Here is a 16,221-nt window from a genome sequence, read left to right as displayed (position 1 = left end):
ACATTCATTACTAAATGGGAACAACTGTTTTTCATACTCCATTGGGAAAATATTATTCATGGCTTATTACCTGCTCAAAAATGAACCCTTGTCACACAGGAATACCAGCCCCAGAAGGCAGCCAACCGCTGGCAGTCCTCAAGGGTGCATTTGTGAAAAGGTTCTGGGTTTTATCTGATTCGTGCGTGTGAAGCACATAAAAGAAAGCCTCAGTGAATACCGAGGCTGATTAACTATTTTCTGAATGCATGATTATTAGAGCTTCACGTTCCATCACTCTAATATCATTAAACACAGTTGCGCGGTCATTTACGTCGATTAAATCCATAACTGAATGTAAGACATTGTAATCAAGTCCTGTTGCACCGGCTGCACCCACACGCCATTGCGTAGACATGGCTTGAAATGTCAGAAATGACTCCCATACATCCGGCCAGACTTCAACGTCGTCAGCGATATCACCGAGCATTTCCAATTCAAATTCGGATTGGGGTTTTGTATATAGTGCCCGCGCAACCGCAATTAGTTTTTTTCGCGGAACAGGCCAAGAGACTGGTAATAAGTGGTAATTATTGCTTCGTAAGCCTGTGGATAATTATCAAGTAATGTATCCAGGTTTTCTTGATTAAATTCGTGTTCTTTAAACCCCCATCCACAGACAATAGACAAGATGAATTTATCGTTCGTCATGCCATCCTGTTTTCCCATTTCAGCCAGCTTACTCAACGGATAATGTTTGAATTCAAAAGTTAATTCACCTTCACCACCACCTGGTACGGTTATTTTCACCACTTCTTTAAATGTTGGATTTGGATTTAATGTAATCTGACTCATTATTCACCTGTAAATTATTAGCATCGGTATCTGAATTTGGCTTTGTTACTGTTTTATCAGTATCAAAGGACTCCCCAGATACCGTAGTTACTTTTTTGCTGATCTCACATAGATCATTTGCTTAGAACGCAGCGAGAATTTCACATCAATGTTTTCAACCTCGTTGATAGCCGTTTTCGGGATTTCCTGATATGAAACCGTGGCATTAAAATAGCGATCATGACCGGCTTTCTTATTAAAGAAATAGACTGTCACCAGTTCCTTACTTTCATCAAAACCAATCAGTAGATTGTGAGCATGTAATGTCGGGTCATACGCAAAATTGAACGTCATCACTACCGCGTTCTTGAACGTATCTACGTTTTGAGCTTGGTCATCTTCAAGGAACTGGACAGTTGTCGATTGCTGGTCCCCGCCCTCAATACTTACCGTTAAAACCTGCTCAATTCGGGTAAATGCAACAACCTTCTTAATTGTTCCAACAGAACCACCGGGTGGAAAATTATCTTTATCGGTTGTATCCATCCCCTCCAGGGTAACCGATGTTCCTGATGCCACTTTAACGCGGAATGCCCCTTTCATTTTTGACCAACCAGACTCGATCTGTACGATATCGCCGGCTTTAATCTCGTTTAAATTATCTACGGTCAAAACAACTTCTTTGTCATTAGTCGCCGCCGTAATATTTGCGGACTTACCCAGTTCATTTGAAATGTAAACTTTTGAGCCATTGGGAATGTTAAATGCCATGCTTCACCTCATATTAGGCATAAAAAAACCGCAATTAAGCGGTAGTATTAATTAATCTGTTTATCATTAATTAACATTAACATCAGCGCGATACGGTACGCTGACGGGTATTACGTAATGAACGTGATTTTGGATACCGGGGTAAACAGTTGGCTCGCCGTTAAAATAGACCTTGAAATCATCATCAACGATTTCGTATCCGTTTTTTAACAAATTACATAATTGCTCGGAAATAGATAGCGCTTCAGCTTCCCCCCTCCCGGCTTTCGTAACAATATTAACTTGCACAATCCCGCGATATATCTGCATATCCAATGCAAGACCAATATTATCAGTCGCAGCGGGCATAACATGGCACTGCAAATACATACTTTCAGTATCGGTAAATTCAATATTCGAATACTCAACAGGGAAATTATATTTAGCAGCCCAATCACCAACATAAGCTTTAATAAGACTGATTATCTTTGATGTACTCATTCATTCACCTCAGCGGCGGCATCCCTGAACATACTTGCAGCCTCTTCTGCTGTCACTCTTATCATTCCATTTGGAGCTTGTGACGAGTGACCGAATTCAAGCTTATATGAGTAAGGGCGATTGTTTGTGAAGTAAATAGCTTTCATACCAACCTTAAACTGATCAATCATTAAATTACCAACAGCTTTCGTCATATTGCCCTTTTTATCAATACGATTAGTTTCTCCCTCTGCGGGTTCATTAAACGACACTTGCCAGTTACCACGAAATGCTCCGCCGGTATAACCAGCTGGCTTGTAGTAATCCATACTATCATTGACACGAGCCCGCTTTTTAAGCCATTTTCTTTTTGGCGTAAGATTATCGGGATCTAATCTGAGCATTTCGTTATGTTCAAATACAGCCTCATTGTAATCTCTCGCCGTTTTGTTTACTTTCCACAATTCAGGATTACCCACTGGCGATATATCCACAAGCTTTGCAAGAATCCTCATACTTGCAACTTTAACGACAGTTTCAGCATTACGCTGATATTTATCAACGAATGCATTAATCGCTTGCATAAATTGATTAGAATCAGACATATTATTTCCTCAGTTGCGCACGATAACAAATGAGTGTGTCAGCGGGCTTTGATGGATTGTTATTTATAACGCGATATTTATCATTATCGACAGTGACAATATCACCCACTTTAATTTCTGTTTCACCCGTAAATACAATGCGAATATCTCCGGCAAGAATTAATTTGCCATCAATTTCACTAGCCTTGTAATAGGTCTTAATGCCAATGGGTTTAAACGAACTATCCGGTTCATAATGCTCAATGCCATTAATTACTTTTATCTTACCTTTGCGTAAGAGCTCGAATTCCATACCATATTTTTTAATAAGCTTATCTGCCGTTTTGCGCATTCGCGGATAGAACTTAGCCATATCACCCTCTCACTAAGCTGATTTGATTAGCTCCGACAATCATCCCACGCAGCAAACCATTCAGCCATGCAAAGTGCGGAGGTGTAGCACTAGTTCGCTCTGCATATGAAACGTTAACAGCGCCAACAATCGTCTCTTGAGTAACTTCACCACCACCAGCGAACGACGGAGTAAGATCTATTTCCTGAGCTTCAATAGCAAGTCGGCATTGAACCTGAATAACTTGCCTTGGAATAATATCTTTTGGCAACAAGTAACCATCAACAATTACCCCCTCACGAGGCCACGCCAATAGCTGATCTTTTACTGTTCGGCTACCTTTCCAGCACAATCCCACCAGATAATCCATTGCTTGCATGAGTAGATATTCACAAGCAGTATCATTGTCTGGAATTTCATAGTTACGTGATATTGCAAATGTTCGTAAATCTTCAACGCTCGCATAGCTATCAAAATCAGGAGATGATGAGTCAGTTACTAACATGTTCACCTCTTTCTATTCACTCACTTGCCAACCATCATCAATCCAGCACTCTACCTCCTCTGGATGAACATCAGCTTCAGTTGGACCATCAGCAAAAGATGGAACATTCCTAGTCATATGTATGACTACCTCAACAGGTTCAACAGAGGTAAGATTATCTGGCCGCTCTTTTTGCTTTATTGCATCACGCTCTGCACGTTGTTCTTTAGTTAATCCCGCCATATATATATCCTCATGAAAAAGGGGGTTAATCCCCCTATTTTTAACCCAAGATGATAGTTGAATGTTCAGGCTTAACCGAAGCCACGCCCCACGCAAGGCCAACTTCATAACGAACCTGGCGGTACTGACGGTACAGTGCGACTTGGAAAGTGATACCCGATACAGGATCGGTAACATTCATCACATCATCCGCAGTATCACCACCTTCTGGCATTGCAGGAGTGCGGGAGGCCAGCAAGAATGCATTACGATCAAACGCCATATTTGCTGTGTAACTAGCACCAACGGTAACCTCGGTATCATCAGCCAAGTCTTGCAACAGGCCGGGCGCTGATAAAGTGATAACTGATGCAGTTGCAACAGCAACAACATATTTATGTTCATCACCATCAAACGTGACTATATCACCGGGTTTCATTGTTCCTTTTCCAGTATCAACAGAGATCAAACGATCACCCACCTTATGGCCTTCCGCCTTATTAACAAGGAACCCGGTTCCATCTCCCGCCGTTACCCGTTTAACACCCGCCGAGTTATGAAGGTTAAAGCCTTCAATACGCCCAATTGTACCCTCACGCAGAAGATCTTCCGTACCCGCTTCATTCACTTTGAACAGAACAGATTGTTTGCCGCGGATATTTGCGATAGCAGCAGAACCAAGAACCATCTGCAAATCAGTCGTCGGCGCACCGTTATCTTCAAGTACACGTCGAGCATCGGCAAAATCGGACAGGTCTTCTTTGATACCAAATGGCGTCTTACCCACAGCGCCGATGGCGCGTGACGAGCCGAAATACAATGCCCCAATGTCACCATCTACTTCATTTGAAATGGCTCTAAATGCCTGTTTAAACTGGTCCGCAAGAATGGTGTTATAAGTACCAGCCGGACCAATTGCCAATTGCTCCTCACCGTTCCACTTGACTGGTGCCATTTTTGATTTAGTGATTTTCACTTGAACAGTGCCTATTTCCTGATCCCCGTCATTGGGTGCTGTGGGACCAGGAATGATATCAACTGTCTTTGCGACGGGTGCAACGGGCGCAGTAACATCCTGCCCCTTGGCGGCGGCATCCGCTTTGGTATTACGAGCCACAGCAGGAATAAATCCCACTTGCTCACGAGAAACAACATCCAATGCTGTATAAATTGTCGGGATAAGTCCCGTCAGGGTATTTCCTGCCATTTGTCACTCCAATTAATCTATGATTGACACGCCGTCTTTAAGTGCTGTTTGCTTACCCGCAATATCAAGTGAATCAAAAGCCGAGCGTTTCATTGTTTTTTGTCCGTGCTGATGCTGCGTCTGTTGTGAACCGCCGCCGCTATTGCCGGATGCTTTAAGAATGTGATCTTTCTGTGGATACTGTTCGACCAAGAATTCCAGTGCTTCATCAAAATCAGCAAGCTCACCGGGTTTAGTGCGTGAAAACACTTTGTTGCCTGATGGGTCATATGCAACCACTTTGCCATCTTCGATTTTGAATGACTGACCGAAGCGTGCCTGAACAAAATCAGAAGGAATTGCTATCTTATCTTTGATAAACGCAGAGCTACCAAAGCGCCCGCCGATCATCTCTTTATAAAGCTGCTCTTCCAATGTTTTGCTCTTGCTGTTGGCCTCATCAAGCTGCGTCTGGAATGCCTTAGTAATTTCTGCCTTAACCTGGTCAACCGCACCAGCATCAATCAGTTTTTTCTGATCGATTTTGGTCATAGTTTGCAGGGCTTCAATGGCTTTAGCCGGGTCGTCAATACCAGCGAATTGCGTGAGTTTGGCTTCCGCCGTTTCTTTCGCTTCACGATGCGTTTTTGCTTCACCATTCAGCGCTGTAATTTTGCTCAACGCGGCAGGAGCGTCGAATGGGATTTCTTTGCCGTCATCATGCACATATACCGGCATACCGTTCTCAACAACTACTTTTCCGTCTGCATCTAATTTCAATTTCATGAGTTAATCTCCGAACCTTCCGGCTTAAAATAAGGTCATCCGACCCGCGCACCGCTTCGCATCCGCTAGCAGCAGGTAATAAAAAACCTGCCGAAGCAGGTTGTGATTTGAATTAAAAGAAATATCTAAAATCATTCATATCCAGCATCTTCAAATGCCTTTTCATCCAATTCTTTAAGCTTATCCAAATTGATAAATTCGCCCTTGTCTGTGAAGAACGCCGAAGGATCTATACCGCCGTCGCGCATTAGCCTGGCTCTTGTTTCACCGAGTATTTCAATTTGCCGTTTAAGTGGCTGGTTTTTAAGCCACTCAAGATAAGAAATATCAGCGGGAACTTGTCCATCCATACTGGCACGTGTCCCTACAGGCATTTCGTTAGCATTAATACCCAACTCTTTCCAAGATTTAGTCACAAGATTTTCAGTGGAACGGCAACAGAAATGTATCCTGCCGGGACCTTGCAGATAAGGGATTTTGTGGCCGATAGGTTTACCATCAAGCGTATATTTCTTGTGGTCACGAATAATGCACATTACTGATGTTTTATTATCAAGAGTGGAAAGCCATTGTTTGCACTTAATCAACCCACTGTTTGCGTGAGCAAATTCATTGCGGGCAATTGACTGCAAGTGACTAACGGCTGTTTTTGCAATGCTGGTAGCATTAGCCCAGCTCATCTGCAATGCACCGTCACTATAATTTAGCGCTGCATGGCCTCTGATTTTTTTACCGATTTCATAAGCACTATCGCCGTTAAGATAACCATTCTTGACTGTATTACTGATGCGAACCAGCCGATCCTGTTCAAGTCCTGAAGCCCACTCAGATAGCAACTTGCCTTGAAATGGCCTTCCCATCGTAGTCGCATAAATCATATCCTGAGTGATCCCCATCAACGGATAATGTCGAAGAACAACATCAGGCAATAATGATTCAAAAAGTGAGGGATAATAACCCGCCTCATATTTAGCTAATGCCAATAACTCATCAGCCAAATCAGTAAATGCGACTGTCACTGATTGCTTGTTTATTTCTCTGACACTACCAAGCAATGATTCAAGTCGTTTTACTGTGAATGATTCAGCGCTTAAGTTACTATCATCAAGAGCCATTACCAACTTAGTCACTAATTCAGCGTCAAACTCATTGAGTTTTTTAACCATCCTGCGAGCAACGTGATTAGAATACCGGCCAGAAAATAACTTCCTTGCTATCGCTTCATCACGTAATTTGCTGTTTACCGTTGCCATTTAGTCACCTAACAAATCTGGACTCTGATTATTTAACTCATCTAAAACAGATTCTGAATCTGCATCAGGATCAATAATTTTTAGTGATTGAAGTGCTCTAATAACATCAATGCGCCGGATATCTCCACCTTGTCTCAGTGACTGGATAGCCAGAGCTGCCTGTGGGTTAAATACCTGCTCTGATGTTTCCAGTTCTGTTCTAACATCAACATTTCCACCAGCCGATAACTCAAGCCACTCAGCCATAATTTGAAGAATATTGTCCAATGCATCTTCAAGACTGTTTGCCATCGTATAGAGAGGAGATTGCTCTTGCATTTTCTCCTCAGTTACCTGATCTACAGCTTTTGTCGATGTATTCTCAGTACGCAGTAATTTGGCACCGGCCTGCCGCATTTGTTTTTCAATCTCATGCAATGACTCTTTACCTGCGCTGATGGCTGAACCGGAATGTTCTGTATATTCCATCCCCTGTTTTGAGCGATCGCTGAATCTTGTGGCTGTTGATGAGCCAATCGTTAGCTCCTGTCCATCCTCCAGTCCGAAAACATTAAGCAGAGGCACGCGAGCGACATGTAGAATATTGTCCTGTTCGCTTTGACTCTGCCAATGTTTGATGTTCAATAAAGCAAGATTTAACAGGGGCGGTGATGCCCGCATTAGCCCAGAACGTTTTGTATAAAGTTGAACAAAAGGTATATCTTCTCGTGATGTATCCCATTCATCGAATACAGCCCATGATGATGAGCCATTATTATCTGTTGATTTTCTATAAATAAACACATGACCTGGGACTATATGCCTAATCTGTTCTATCCGGTTCTGACCAAAGTCATCTGCATCAACCGTGATCACTTCTTTGATGCGCAATTCAGTAATGACTACTTTCCCACCAACAGTTTTTGACTTCCAGCCTATAACTTGGCGGGGATTCAACATGACCGCATACGGCCTTGCACCCATGATTTTTTCATCTGCTTTTGTACGTGTAGTGAAGTGATCGACACGAGGATACTCTACTAATGCATAAGCTACACCGTATTGAAGTGCCAAACTAAACCATTCTTGCGCCCAAACATCCAGCCTATTTCCCTCAAGATCAAAATTTTTACATAATTCAACTATCTCTTTTGGAACATTTTCGCTCAACTGCGTGGGTTCTGAAAATACGCGCCCTATGTCCTGTTTAATTGTTTCTTCATAGGCAGGAAGAAGAGTAGCAACAGCCAATCTTTTTTCATACGAGTCTTTATCTTCGTTGGGCCAACGCGGCATGTATTGCTCACCCGATTGACGCATATAAAGCGCACCACCCATTAAGGCGTCATTAATATCCCATGCTTCGATCATGTTATTATAATCAAGATTAGGGGTTGAAATATCTGGCATGATGATTACATCCGAAGTTTGGTGACTTTGCCGACTTTCTTCGGCGGTGAATGCAGAACGCGGTAACGTGTGGCGTCCCAATCGTGATCTTCTTGTGACGTATCCACGTCATCAGGATTCTTGCTATCTCTGACTAAAACAGGAATTCGACTTATCCAGCCACGACAATAATCAAATACGTAGAAAGCTGATTTTTCGGGCATGCCTGATTCGGTTTTCTTGCCTTCAATAACAGCCTCAAGCATGTCGGCAAAAAGAGATGCACCGTTAATGCGCGAACCCGGTTTTTTGTTTGATTCGACCCACTTCACGTCTTGTTTTTCCATCTTCTGCCCGATTGATAGCTCATTATCAGCGGTGTTATAAATTGCACTATCAGCAGGGCCTGGCATAACTTTTTTGCAGATACCCGGCATGATGTGCATCTGTCCTTGGCCTTTGGTTTCTTTCGGCTCTTCTTCTTCAATTCCCACCAGCCGCTTGTCTATCCACATGACACCCTTAGCAACGTTTGTAGATGACATGTTTAGCCCTGTGTTTAACTCATCAGGCGGACACCCATACCATTCACCGATTAGAATTAATGACCCAGCAGTAGGACAGAACTTGCGTCCATCGTGCAACGTTGCTTCACTACCGTCAGATTGCGCCCACCACAGGTTAGAAAACGGCTTTGACTCCCCCCAGTCGTGAGAGCGATCAACTGTCCAACTATCAGGGATTTTAAACGGCTTGATAACATGTAAATTTGCATTCCAAAGATGGTCAAACCTACCGCCGCTTGTTACATCCCATGAGCCTCCTACCCACGCTTTTTTTCGATTAGGGTCTTTAATGCTCATCAGTGTGGCAATGTACTGCGGATCAAGATAAGGGTTTTCTTTATACGAGCCGTGAATAGCAACGCGGGTTAATGTGACTTCTTCATCTTTCTCTGTTTGTGGATTAAATACTTTTTGAGTTTCACGAATTACCGTCCCTCGTGGCACTGGTTCAATAAACCGTTTTTTCACCCATGCATGACCGATCCCAAACGGGTTTGTTGTGCTGAATGTTTCCAGTTGAATCGGCTTTAATAAAGATCCATCTTCTCTGGGGTAGTCTTCTGGTCTAAACGATGAACGTCGACACGAGAACATCATTTCATAAAAATCAGAGGATGGTTGCTTTGTTAGCTCGTTAAATCCTATAAAAGGAAATTCCTGCCCGTGGTAATCCCAGTAATCCTCCGACTCTTTACCAAATCGGAATAAAAGTTCTTCCCCGCTAGGCCACACCCAACGCAATTCTGATGCAGAAGAAAGAAACCTAGCACCATCATTAAACAGGCGATACATACGCTTTGACTGTGTAATAATATCAGCGAGGTTTTTATACTCAGTGTCGAAAATAACACCGCGCCAAAATGAACCATATCCAATACCAACATTACGCCTAAATCTTGCTAGCTGCGCCGCAGTTTTACCAGGTCCGCGAGTCCCCTCATACAGAATTTCATTACATGGGCAACTCAAAGCCAACGATTGAGATCCCGGCAATGGCTTCCAAACTACTTTGTAACTCATTCACCAAGAGCCTCACTCTGCTGTTTTTGTGCTACTGATTCCCAATCATCAACATTGTCACATGTCGGAACTGGCATAATGTTATGAGTTACAACAGACTTCTGTTCAATTTGATCTTTAAAAGCTTGAACACTCACATGCTTACCAAGCAATTCAAGATTTTTAACTTTATCCGGCCATTTAATTTTCTTAAGTAACGTTTCGGTACTTTCTTCTCCCGACATTGCAATGACATCTAGTCCCGATAACGTTGTACGCCAAACTACCGGCCATTCTTTCACTGATTTTAAATCGCCATCATGAGTGAGTATGTCCAAGACATCCATTTGGTCAATTTCGACTAAGCGACGAAGCACATATTCAGCGTCAACCTGTACACGCTCGTTTCGCTTTGATTTCAATTCAGCAATACGGGATTGAATGTTATGTTTTGCTAAGTTTTCACAGCCAATATTTCGTGCTGTACTTTCACTGTACCCAGCACGAATGGCCGCCTGTGTCGCGTTCAAATCAACAAGGTACTCGCAACAAAACATTTCCTGCTTGTCTGTGAGTGACATTTAATTAATTCCCTTAAAATAAAAAGGCCGCATTGGGCGACCTGTTATCTGATTATATGCCTGCTTGTTAACCCACTCAGGCGGCGCGGGTTTCCTGCTTTCCACATCAAAGCCCTCACTGAACCCTTTCCATCTTGGAAACAGTTGGAATCAGAATTTCCTGCTAAAAAGTCAGTATCCACCCGCCGGGCGTCCATAAAGAAATCACTACTATCGAGCACTCTATTAGCAGAATGCTCTGAATGAGTTACTCTTCGTCTGCCGATGAAATCTCACTTTCATCGAACCATGCCTCAGATGCGCGACCGTCAGATGCCCTATAGATGACTAAATAGTCATTGAGGTTGTTTATATATTCAGCCCGGCCTTTAATCTCACCCACTTCACCGCTGATGTTGATTTTGACAGCTTGCTTTAAATTATATCTGAACATTGTATTTTTCCTGTTTCTGATAGATATCTCTTTCAACTTTCCCGCCTGTGCCATTTATGAAAGTATCAACTGAAAAAAATTTTTCAGCTGCCTCCCCAAGAACTTTTGGTACTTTTTTCATAAAACTACGATGCTCAAGCTTCCTGTAGCTTTTACACGGAAAACCCATTCCCTCCGCTTCTGCTTTAGCCTTCCTGTCAGCATTGATGTAATCAACCATTTCAAGACTGGTCATGGTTGGCGCTTCGGTTACAGACGAATGGGTTTTGACTGTTAATTGCGTCATTATGCAATCCTTACTTAGGTAATGAACCTTTGCCGCATAGGAAATCAGCCCGTCGAAGTGCATCAGCTATAGCTGGATCCTCAAAGGCTCATTCCTAAATAAAGGCTCGACGTTTTAGTTGCGCTGCGGTGCGCGGTGAAATACGGATATAAAAAAGCCCCGAATTAAACGAGGCTGTTACTGACACTGTGTTTTAAAATGATCCTCTATTGCTTCAGACATCCTTTTCATCCAGTCCGCCAGCTTTAACGCGGCATCTTTCTCTGACGTCAGTTTCGGAAAGTCTTCAAATTCCATTTTCGCGGTACATCTACCGAATTGATTTTTGTTAATAATGAGAGTTTGCTCAAGGATTGTTTCTGAATTTGTGTGTGATACGTAGTATTTACTGAGTTGCGTGCCCTCTTCTCTGTCTTTCTCAAAGTAAATCAAGTCAACTTCCGTTTTCATTTTGTCACCTATTGACACTGAGTTTTGATGTAGTCCTGCAAGCCTAATACCTGCTGATTGATTACTGCTATTCGTTCTCTGAGGGTCCAATAATCCCTCTGAGCGGTGTCAGTAGGTCGGGCGGTGGCTGCATTAACCACGCCGGAGGGGGAATCTGCTTTACTCTTTGGACAGGTGGCTTTGACGAGCAACCGGCGACGACCATTGACAACATCATTGCGAAGAACGTCGATTTCAGATTTGGCATTGGCAAGCTCCTTTGTGTGCTTCACATCCAACTCAGACAGGCGCCTTATTCTCTCTTGCTGATTAACGATTTCACTCTGTTGTTCCAATAATTCACTCTGAAGTTGAACTGTTGTACTAAGCTGTCTGGTGTATTTACCGTAATAGTGATACGCCAGCAACGAAGCAAGAGCCAGGGCAATAATCGTGTAGCTATGAGAATTAAACTTCATCATATCACCCTACAAAAGTGAAAAAGCCTTATCAATCACCTCATCACTATAGGGCTGGCTACCATTTTCCACGGTAATAATGGCTTTAATCAGCTTTGCCATGAATGCCCGATCAAACACATTAATAGCTTGATCACAAGTCACCCCTGTGTCTTTACACACACGATTAACATAACCCTCGGTATTATTTTCATTGGGAGGCGCATATCGTGAAATGATCCCGCTCACTGTATTGATTCCATATTTTTTATGATAATTCTGAAGAATTTTAATTATTGCCCGGATACCATATTCAGGACTGGCAAACTGACAGAAAGATTTATCGGTACGCTGTGATCCAGGCACCAGACCTTGCCAATAATCCCCCCAGCGAATATTGCCGGGATTATTGTTTCGTATGCCCCTGCTTATTATACTCATTCTTTTATCCCCGCTTTACGATTCAAAGTCCCGCGCATGAGTTGGCCAAAAAAATCCGTTCCCAGATAACCAATAATCACGCTGCCGATGTACGCTAAGTCAGTACTCAGATTTAAGAAGACGAGCAAGTCACGAATAAACCATGCAATAAGTGCACACATCAGCGCGTCAATCATCGTCTTCCAGAACTTACCGCCGTTATATCGGCCTCTGAGATACGCCATTGTTGCAGCCAGTGCCGCCCCTAAACCCTGTTCTTTGACTGATAACAGCCATAACCATAGCTGCATCCAGATGTCAGGCTGCTTGTCCATGAGTTTCATATCCACCCCCATAAAATGGGCGTCCGTGGGGTGAACTATGTTACCCCTGTGAGTTGTAGTTAATTAAGGCGCCAACCGCAACAAAGATTGGAGTGTTGAGACATTGCGGCGGCGAAAATGAAAAAGCCTCGCAACTAGGCGAGGCTATATATTGAATTCATATTTTTTGGGGTTTTAACAACTGGCTTGCGTTTCATACACCTCAACGCGCATGCTGCAAACAACCTTCATCTGGCTCATACCCCATAACTACTTGGGGAGCATTGCGCTCTAAGCGTTCAGCCTGCTTCCAATTAATACCAAATTGTTCCATTGGAGTTTTACCATCTGCAAAAAGTCCAGAAATGATCTCTTCTGCCATTTCCTCTATTCGCTGCATTGAGTATGACATAATATCCCCTCGGATACGGTTCTTTCTTAAGAAAAGACACACCCTTATATGTCAGTATTTGAGATTCACTTGACAAAAAACCACTCTATCTTTGAGTGGTGTCACATGTTTTACGCCCGCTTAATATGCGATATAAGCTAAGTTATTTCAACTTATTTTGTTCACTTTTGTTCGCTTTTGTTCATTTTTAAGCGCAAGAATCATCGCCGGTGTGCCCCTGTTGTAGTCCTCATCATATCTAAACCCGCTTTCCAGGTAATATTTCTTCACGCCTTCCAATGGTGATACAATTGCTAACTTATCTACAGAATACCCCATTTTTTTCAAAAAGATGCCATAAGCAGCATATGAATCCAGTGCCAAACCAAGCATTTGATTTTTTAAATCTGCATGAGCATCCTTTCTTTTTTCCATCCAGCTTATTTCAACAGATGAACACTGATCATTATACCCACCAAAAGCATAACCAACCGGCAACCCTCTATAATAAACAACTAATTTTATCGGGTGATTATAAGAATAGCTGGTGAATACGGTCGATTTCAGCGAAGGAACCCACGTAAAATTCCCTAAGTTCTTTACGGCATCTAGATCTTGGAGGGCTTGTTCACTCGGATATTCTAATTTTAATGAGGGGTCCGGGTACTTGTATTTCAGGCGGTCTTGAACACTCTTGAAGACAGCAGATTGGTAATCTTCAGACACTATCAACACTCCAATATATTGATAATTATTATCACCGATCATACAACATTTTGATACTGTGTCACATCTTAAATTTATGTCTCAGAAGAAAAGTTATCCACAGCTAATACATCAATAATGAGACAAATATACCGCCAGAATCTAATCAAATACAAAAGCCATATTTACGTAGTATTGGGTATGCCACACCAGCCAGTATGCAGATAGTAACTATTGTCTACGACTGGGGGATGTGGGCTTTATATTCGATGTGTCTTTATTGATGAGGCTCTTTCGCTTCTTGCTCCCGAGCCTACCCGAAGAAATACTACTTGATTTCTCAGCAATCAATTAATTTAAAAATATTTTTGCGATAATCGTAATTCATAGACTCTATTTCCCGCTTAGTTTGGTTAAAGTACTCTTCTTCCAATTCTACACCCAAAACCCTACGATTCAGCTTCAGTGCCGCCTTTAGTGTTGCGCCCGACCCCATAAAGAAGTCCGCCACCAAATCCCCTTCCCGACTGCTGGAGCGGATAATATGTTCCATTAATTCGGCGGGTTTCTCACAAGGATGTTTACCTGGGTAATACTGAACAGGTGCAAACTGCCAGACGTCAGTATAAGGCACATCTACCGTCACCGAGAACGGACGGCGCAGCAGCCCATATTCCAGACTCAATTCCTCATACTGGCGTGATAAAGTAAGATGAGATCCTACTAACTCATGATATGGTCTGTTTAATTCTCCGCCCCGGTGTTTTTCTCTGGCTATTCGAGCAAACAGCGCCTGTAGCTTTTGATAATCCACTTCATTGGGTAATTGCCATCGGCTATCACTGAACCAGTGACTGGCCAACTTTTTTCCCGTCGCAGCGTGAATTTCTTTGGCTGTGACGCCCAACGCCTTTCGTGCATCACCGAAGTAATCTATTAGCGGTTTAAATACCGACTGTTTCAGTTCCCGACACTGGCGGAAATAACCCCCGCATTTCGGGTGATAGGGTCCTTGATAGTGTTCGGCAAAAATAATACGTTCGGTAGCCGGGAAATACATCCGCAGGCTTTCTTTATTCTGCCTGCGCCACGGACCAAAAGGTTTTGACCAGATAATCTGGTTAAGCACATTGAACCGCCCACGAACAAGGATTTCCGTATCAGATGCCAGGCGCGAACCACAAAACACATACAAACTGCCGTTGGGTTTCAGCACACGCCAGAATTCAGTCAGTATTTCATCCAGCCACACAAGATAAGCCGTTATATCCTCCCATTGTCTGTCCCAACCACACTCTTTTACCCGAAAATAGGGCGGATCGGTGGCGATTAGGTCGATGCAGTTGTCTGGTAACGTTTTGATAAATCGTAGAGAGTCGTCATTAATTAATATGATTCCACTTAAATTCACAGTATTTTCCAAATCGATACTGGCTTACTCGCGGGTTAGCACAGAACAGGCGAATGACAGGCGTCGTCAACTCCACCCGCCGTTCATTTTACCGCTTAAGAAGTTACTCCATCAGTGACAACGCTTGAAAAAGGTGTCGTTGTCCCGGCTTTCCATCAAGCCAGCCAGACAAAATTGAGTTAAAAGTAATTGGCAACGCGGTGTTGATAGCCCCGTCAGAGTGGAAACATCAGGAATAGAAACCCAGTCATACAGTGGCACTGTTTCCAACACACAAGCGGCAGTTGTTGTCATATCTTCATGTTTTAGCATGATAATTCAAACCTTTGGTCAGTTATTGTGCATAGACACACATGTAACTCTGAACAATGACAACAGCAAGTCTTATCTGAATTTCAGGCAATAAAAAACCCCGCACTGGGCGAGGCTTGTTAATTCGATAAGCTGCGTGACATAGCTATCACTCTTATCACAATAACACCCTTTTTACGATCGTAAAGTTTTTTGCTGTTTATTTTCAAAAATTACCGAATAATTAATATTGGCAGGTTCCCGCTCAATGTGTTTGTCCATTTCTAGCTTGATATTCAGCATCATTAACATGCCATCAATAACACCCTCCGCCTTTTGTAATTTTTTACCGATATGACCGTCAGAGCATTTATGATCATGGGCTAATTGCATGAATGTTTTTCCGAATACGTAATAGTCAAATAATAAATCATGAATGTCGCTATTGTTCTTGTTTAACTTTGCCATACAGCTAGAAATAACAATAGCGTCATCTTCACAGCATTGTGGCCGCGATTTAACTTTACTGGGTATGAGTCCCTTAAATCCAGCAGCAATAGGGGACCAATAAACGTCTTCCCTATTATCAGCCGTCCAAGCGCCCCAGCGCTCTAGAACTTGTTGAATATCACGCATATGTTTACCCCGGC

The 16,221-nt window shown here is 42.8% G+C and carries 24 protein-coding genes and 1 pseudogene; all 25 read right to left on the bottom strand.

What is annotated here, in order from left to right:
- Positions 1-229: 229 nt before the first annotated feature.
- Positions 230-469: a DUF1799 domain-containing protein gene (locus C5469_RS12720; RefSeq protein ID WP_166306982.1), complete on the bottom strand. Its 240-nt coding sequence runs from the start codon at positions 467-469 to the stop codon at positions 230-232.
- 53 nt (positions 470-522) lie between these two features.
- Positions 523-834, bottom strand: coding sequence for a phage tail assembly chaperone (locus C5469_RS12715; protein WP_166306979.1), 312 nt, complete (start codon positions 832-834; stop codon positions 523-525).
- 87 nt (positions 835-921) lie between these two features.
- On the bottom strand, positions 922-1,584 hold the full coding sequence (locus C5469_RS12710; RefSeq protein WP_166306976.1) for a phage tail tube protein: 663 nt from the start codon (positions 1,582-1,584) through the stop codon (positions 922-924).
- 66 nt (positions 1,585-1,650) lie between these two features.
- Positions 1,651-2,064, bottom strand: coding sequence for a phage tail terminator-like protein (locus C5469_RS12705; RefSeq protein WP_166306973.1), 414 nt, complete (start codon positions 2,062-2,064; stop codon positions 1,651-1,653).
- Positions 2,061-2,648 carry a hypothetical protein gene (locus tag C5469_RS12700; RefSeq protein WP_166306970.1) on the bottom strand — a complete coding sequence of 196 codons (588 nt, stop codon included), beginning with the start codon at positions 2,646-2,648 and terminating at the stop codon, positions 2,061-2,063. Before C5469_RS12700 ends, C5469_RS12705 begins: the two co-directional genes overlap by 4 nt.
- 1 nt (position 2,649) lies before the next feature.
- Entirely contained in the window at positions 2,650-3,000 is a 351-nt protein-coding gene (locus C5469_RS12695) for a hypothetical protein (protein ID WP_166306967.1), read from the bottom strand.
- Position 3,001: 1 nt separating this feature from the next.
- Complete coding sequence (locus C5469_RS12690) at positions 3,002-3,484, bottom strand: DnaT-like ssDNA-binding protein (RefSeq protein WP_166306964.1); 483 nt, start codon at positions 3,482-3,484, stop codon at positions 3,002-3,004.
- 12 nt (positions 3,485-3,496) lie between these two features.
- Positions 3,497-3,706 carry a hypothetical protein gene (locus tag C5469_RS12685; protein ID WP_166306961.1) on the bottom strand — a complete coding sequence of 70 codons (210 nt, stop codon included), beginning with the start codon at positions 3,704-3,706 and terminating at the stop codon, positions 3,497-3,499.
- 40 nt (positions 3,707-3,746) lie between these two features.
- Positions 3,747-4,892 carry a major capsid protein gene (locus tag C5469_RS12680; RefSeq protein ID WP_166306958.1) on the bottom strand — a complete coding sequence of 382 codons (1,146 nt, stop codon included), beginning with the start codon at positions 4,890-4,892 and terminating at the stop codon, positions 3,747-3,749.
- A 12-nt stretch (positions 4,893-4,904) separates the two neighbouring features.
- Positions 4,905-5,657 (bottom strand): DUF6651 domain-containing protein, encoded by a 753-nt coding sequence (locus tag C5469_RS12675; RefSeq protein WP_036841100.1) that lies wholly within the window; start codon positions 5,655-5,657, stop codon positions 4,905-4,907.
- 131 nt (positions 5,658-5,788) lie between these two features.
- Entirely contained in the window at positions 5,789-6,910 is a 1,122-nt protein-coding gene (locus tag C5469_RS12670; RefSeq protein WP_166306955.1) for a hypothetical protein, read from the bottom strand.
- Positions 6,911-8,299, bottom strand: coding sequence for a DUF4055 domain-containing protein (locus tag C5469_RS12665; protein WP_166306952.1), 1,389 nt, complete (start codon positions 8,297-8,299; stop codon positions 6,911-6,913).
- A gap of 5 nt (positions 8,300-8,304) precedes the next feature.
- Positions 8,305-9,864 carry a terminase gene (locus tag C5469_RS12660; protein WP_166306949.1) on the bottom strand — a complete coding sequence of 520 codons (1,560 nt, stop codon included), beginning with the start codon at positions 9,862-9,864 and terminating at the stop codon, positions 8,305-8,307.
- The gene (locus C5469_RS12655; protein ID WP_166306946.1) at positions 9,861-10,424 is read right to left on the bottom strand and encodes a terminase small subunit; all 564 of its coding nucleotides are present in this window, start codon (positions 10,422-10,424) and stop codon (positions 9,861-9,863) included. Before C5469_RS12655 ends, C5469_RS12660 begins: the two co-directional genes overlap by 4 nt.
- Before the next feature lie 247 nt (positions 10,425-10,671).
- A complete protein-coding gene (locus C5469_RS12650) occupies positions 10,672-10,857 on the bottom strand; it encodes a hypothetical protein (protein ID WP_166306943.1) in 186 nt (61 codons plus the stop codon).
- A gap of 22 nt (positions 10,858-10,879) precedes the next feature.
- Positions 10,880-11,143 (bottom strand): annotated as a pseudogene (locus C5469_RS12645) (Rha family transcriptional regulator); the annotation flags it as partial.
- 177 nt (positions 11,144-11,320) lie between these two features.
- Positions 11,321-11,593 carry a hypothetical protein gene (locus tag C5469_RS12640; protein WP_166306940.1) on the bottom strand — a complete coding sequence of 91 codons (273 nt, stop codon included), beginning with the start codon at positions 11,591-11,593 and terminating at the stop codon, positions 11,321-11,323.
- An 8-nt stretch (positions 11,594-11,601) separates the two neighbouring features.
- Complete coding sequence (locus C5469_RS12635) at positions 11,602-12,051, bottom strand: lysis protein (RefSeq protein ID WP_166307072.1); 450 nt, start codon at positions 12,049-12,051, stop codon at positions 11,602-11,604.
- A 9-nt stretch (positions 12,052-12,060) separates the two neighbouring features.
- Entirely contained in the window at positions 12,061-12,462 is a 402-nt protein-coding gene (locus C5469_RS12630; protein ID WP_166307069.1) for a structural protein, read from the bottom strand.
- 5 nt (positions 12,463-12,467) lie between these two features.
- On the bottom strand, positions 12,468-12,794 hold the full coding sequence (locus tag C5469_RS12625) for a phage holin, lambda family (RefSeq protein ID WP_166306937.1): 327 nt from the start codon (positions 12,792-12,794) through the stop codon (positions 12,468-12,470).
- Positions 12,795-12,996: 202 nt separating this feature from the next.
- A complete protein-coding gene (locus tag C5469_RS12620) occupies positions 12,997-13,185 on the bottom strand; it encodes a hypothetical protein (RefSeq protein WP_166306934.1) in 189 nt (62 codons plus the stop codon).
- Positions 13,186-13,332: 147 nt separating this feature from the next.
- Positions 13,333-13,890 (bottom strand): hypothetical protein, encoded by a 558-nt coding sequence (locus C5469_RS12615; protein WP_166306931.1) that lies wholly within the window; start codon positions 13,888-13,890, stop codon positions 13,333-13,335.
- A gap of 319 nt (positions 13,891-14,209) precedes the next feature.
- Positions 14,210-15,292 (bottom strand): DNA-methyltransferase, encoded by a 1,083-nt coding sequence (locus tag C5469_RS12610; protein WP_207628982.1) that lies wholly within the window; start codon positions 15,290-15,292, stop codon positions 14,210-14,212.
- 99 nt (positions 15,293-15,391) lie between these two features.
- Positions 15,392-15,592 carry a hypothetical protein gene (locus C5469_RS12605; RefSeq protein WP_166306925.1) on the bottom strand — a complete coding sequence of 67 codons (201 nt, stop codon included), beginning with the start codon at positions 15,590-15,592 and terminating at the stop codon, positions 15,392-15,394.
- A 174-nt stretch (positions 15,593-15,766) separates the two neighbouring features.
- Positions 15,767-16,207: an antiterminator Q family protein gene (locus C5469_RS12600; RefSeq protein ID WP_166306922.1), complete on the bottom strand. Its 441-nt coding sequence runs from the start codon at positions 16,205-16,207 to the stop codon at positions 15,767-15,769.
- Positions 16,208-16,221: the final 14 nt, after the last annotated feature.

Origin of the sequence: Photorhabdus cinerea, from assembly GCF_011189575.1 — a bacterium.
In the GTDB taxonomy this organism is placed as follows: domain Bacteria; phylum Pseudomonadota; class Gammaproteobacteria; order Enterobacterales; family Enterobacteriaceae; genus Photorhabdus; species Photorhabdus cinerea.
This window is presented reverse-complemented; position numbering and strand designations above follow the sequence as displayed.

Bases quoted from the DNA above. Each gene is read 5' to 3' on its own strand.
- C5469_RS12605 (WP_166306925.1), bottom strand. From the start codon at position 15,592: ATGCTAAAACATGAAGATATGACAACAACTGCCGCTTGTGTGTTGGAA.
- C5469_RS12600 (WP_166306922.1), bottom strand. From the start codon at position 16,207: ATGCGTGATATTCAACAAGTTCTAGAGCGCTGGGGCGCTTGGACGGCT.
- C5469_RS12685 (WP_166306961.1), bottom strand. From the start codon at position 3,706: ATGGCGGGATTAACTAAAGAACAACGTGCAGAGCGTGATGCAATAAAG.
- C5469_RS12625 (WP_166306937.1), bottom strand. From the start codon at position 12,794: ATGAAACTCATGGACAAGCAGCCTGACATCTGGATGCAGCTATGGTTA.
- C5469_RS12690 (WP_166306964.1), bottom strand. From the start codon at position 3,484: ATGTTAGTAACTGACTCATCATCTCCTGATTTTGATAGCTATGCGAGC.
- C5469_RS12710 (WP_166306976.1), bottom strand. From the start codon at position 1,584: ATGGCATTTAACATTCCCAATGGCTCAAAAGTTTACATTTCAAATGAA.
- C5469_RS12675 (WP_036841100.1), bottom strand. From the start codon at position 5,657: ATGAAATTGAAATTAGATGCAGACGGAAAAGTAGTTGTTGAGAACGGT.
- C5469_RS12650 (WP_166306943.1), bottom strand. From the start codon at position 10,857: ATGTTCAGATATAATTTAAAGCAAGCTGTCAAAATCAACATCAGCGGT.
- C5469_RS12680 (WP_166306958.1), bottom strand. From the start codon at position 4,892: ATGGCAGGAAATACCCTGACGGGACTTATCCCGACAATTTATACAGCA.
- C5469_RS12705 (WP_166306973.1), bottom strand. From the start codon at position 2,064: ATGAGTACATCAAAGATAATCAGTCTTATTAAAGCTTATGTTGGTGAT.
- C5469_RS12695 (WP_166306967.1), bottom strand. From the start codon at position 3,000: ATGGCTAAGTTCTATCCGCGAATGCGCAAAACGGCAGATAAGCTTATT.
- C5469_RS12700 (WP_166306970.1), bottom strand. From the start codon at position 2,648: ATGTCTGATTCTAATCAATTTATGCAAGCGATTAATGCATTCGTTGAT.
- C5469_RS12620 (WP_166306934.1), bottom strand. From the start codon at position 13,185: ATGTCATACTCAATGCAGCGAATAGAGGAAATGGCAGAAGAGATCATT.
- C5469_RS12655 (WP_166306946.1), bottom strand. From the start codon at position 10,424: ATGTCACTCACAGACAAGCAGGAAATGTTTTGTTGCGAGTACCTTGTT.
- C5469_RS12640 (WP_166306940.1), bottom strand. From the start codon at position 11,593: ATGAAAACGGAAGTTGACTTGATTTACTTTGAGAAAGACAGAGAAGAG.
- C5469_RS12715 (WP_166306979.1), bottom strand. From the start codon at position 834: ATGAGTCAGATTACATTAAATCCAAATCCAACATTTAAAGAAGTGGTG.
- C5469_RS12670 (WP_166306955.1), bottom strand. From the start codon at position 6,910: ATGGCAACGGTAAACAGCAAATTACGTGATGAAGCGATAGCAAGGAAG.
- C5469_RS12635 (WP_166307072.1), bottom strand. From the start codon at position 12,051: ATGAAGTTTAATTCTCATAGCTACACGATTATTGCCCTGGCTCTTGCT.
- C5469_RS12720 (WP_166306982.1), bottom strand. From the start codon at position 469: ATGCTCGGTGATATCGCTGACGACGTTGAAGTCTGGCCGGATGTATGG.
- C5469_RS12665 (WP_166306952.1), bottom strand. From the start codon at position 8,299: ATGCCAGATATTTCAACCCCTAATCTTGATTATAATAACATGATCGAA.
- C5469_RS12660 (WP_166306949.1), bottom strand. From the start codon at position 9,864: ATGAGTTACAAAGTAGTTTGGAAGCCATTGCCGGGATCTCAATCGTTG.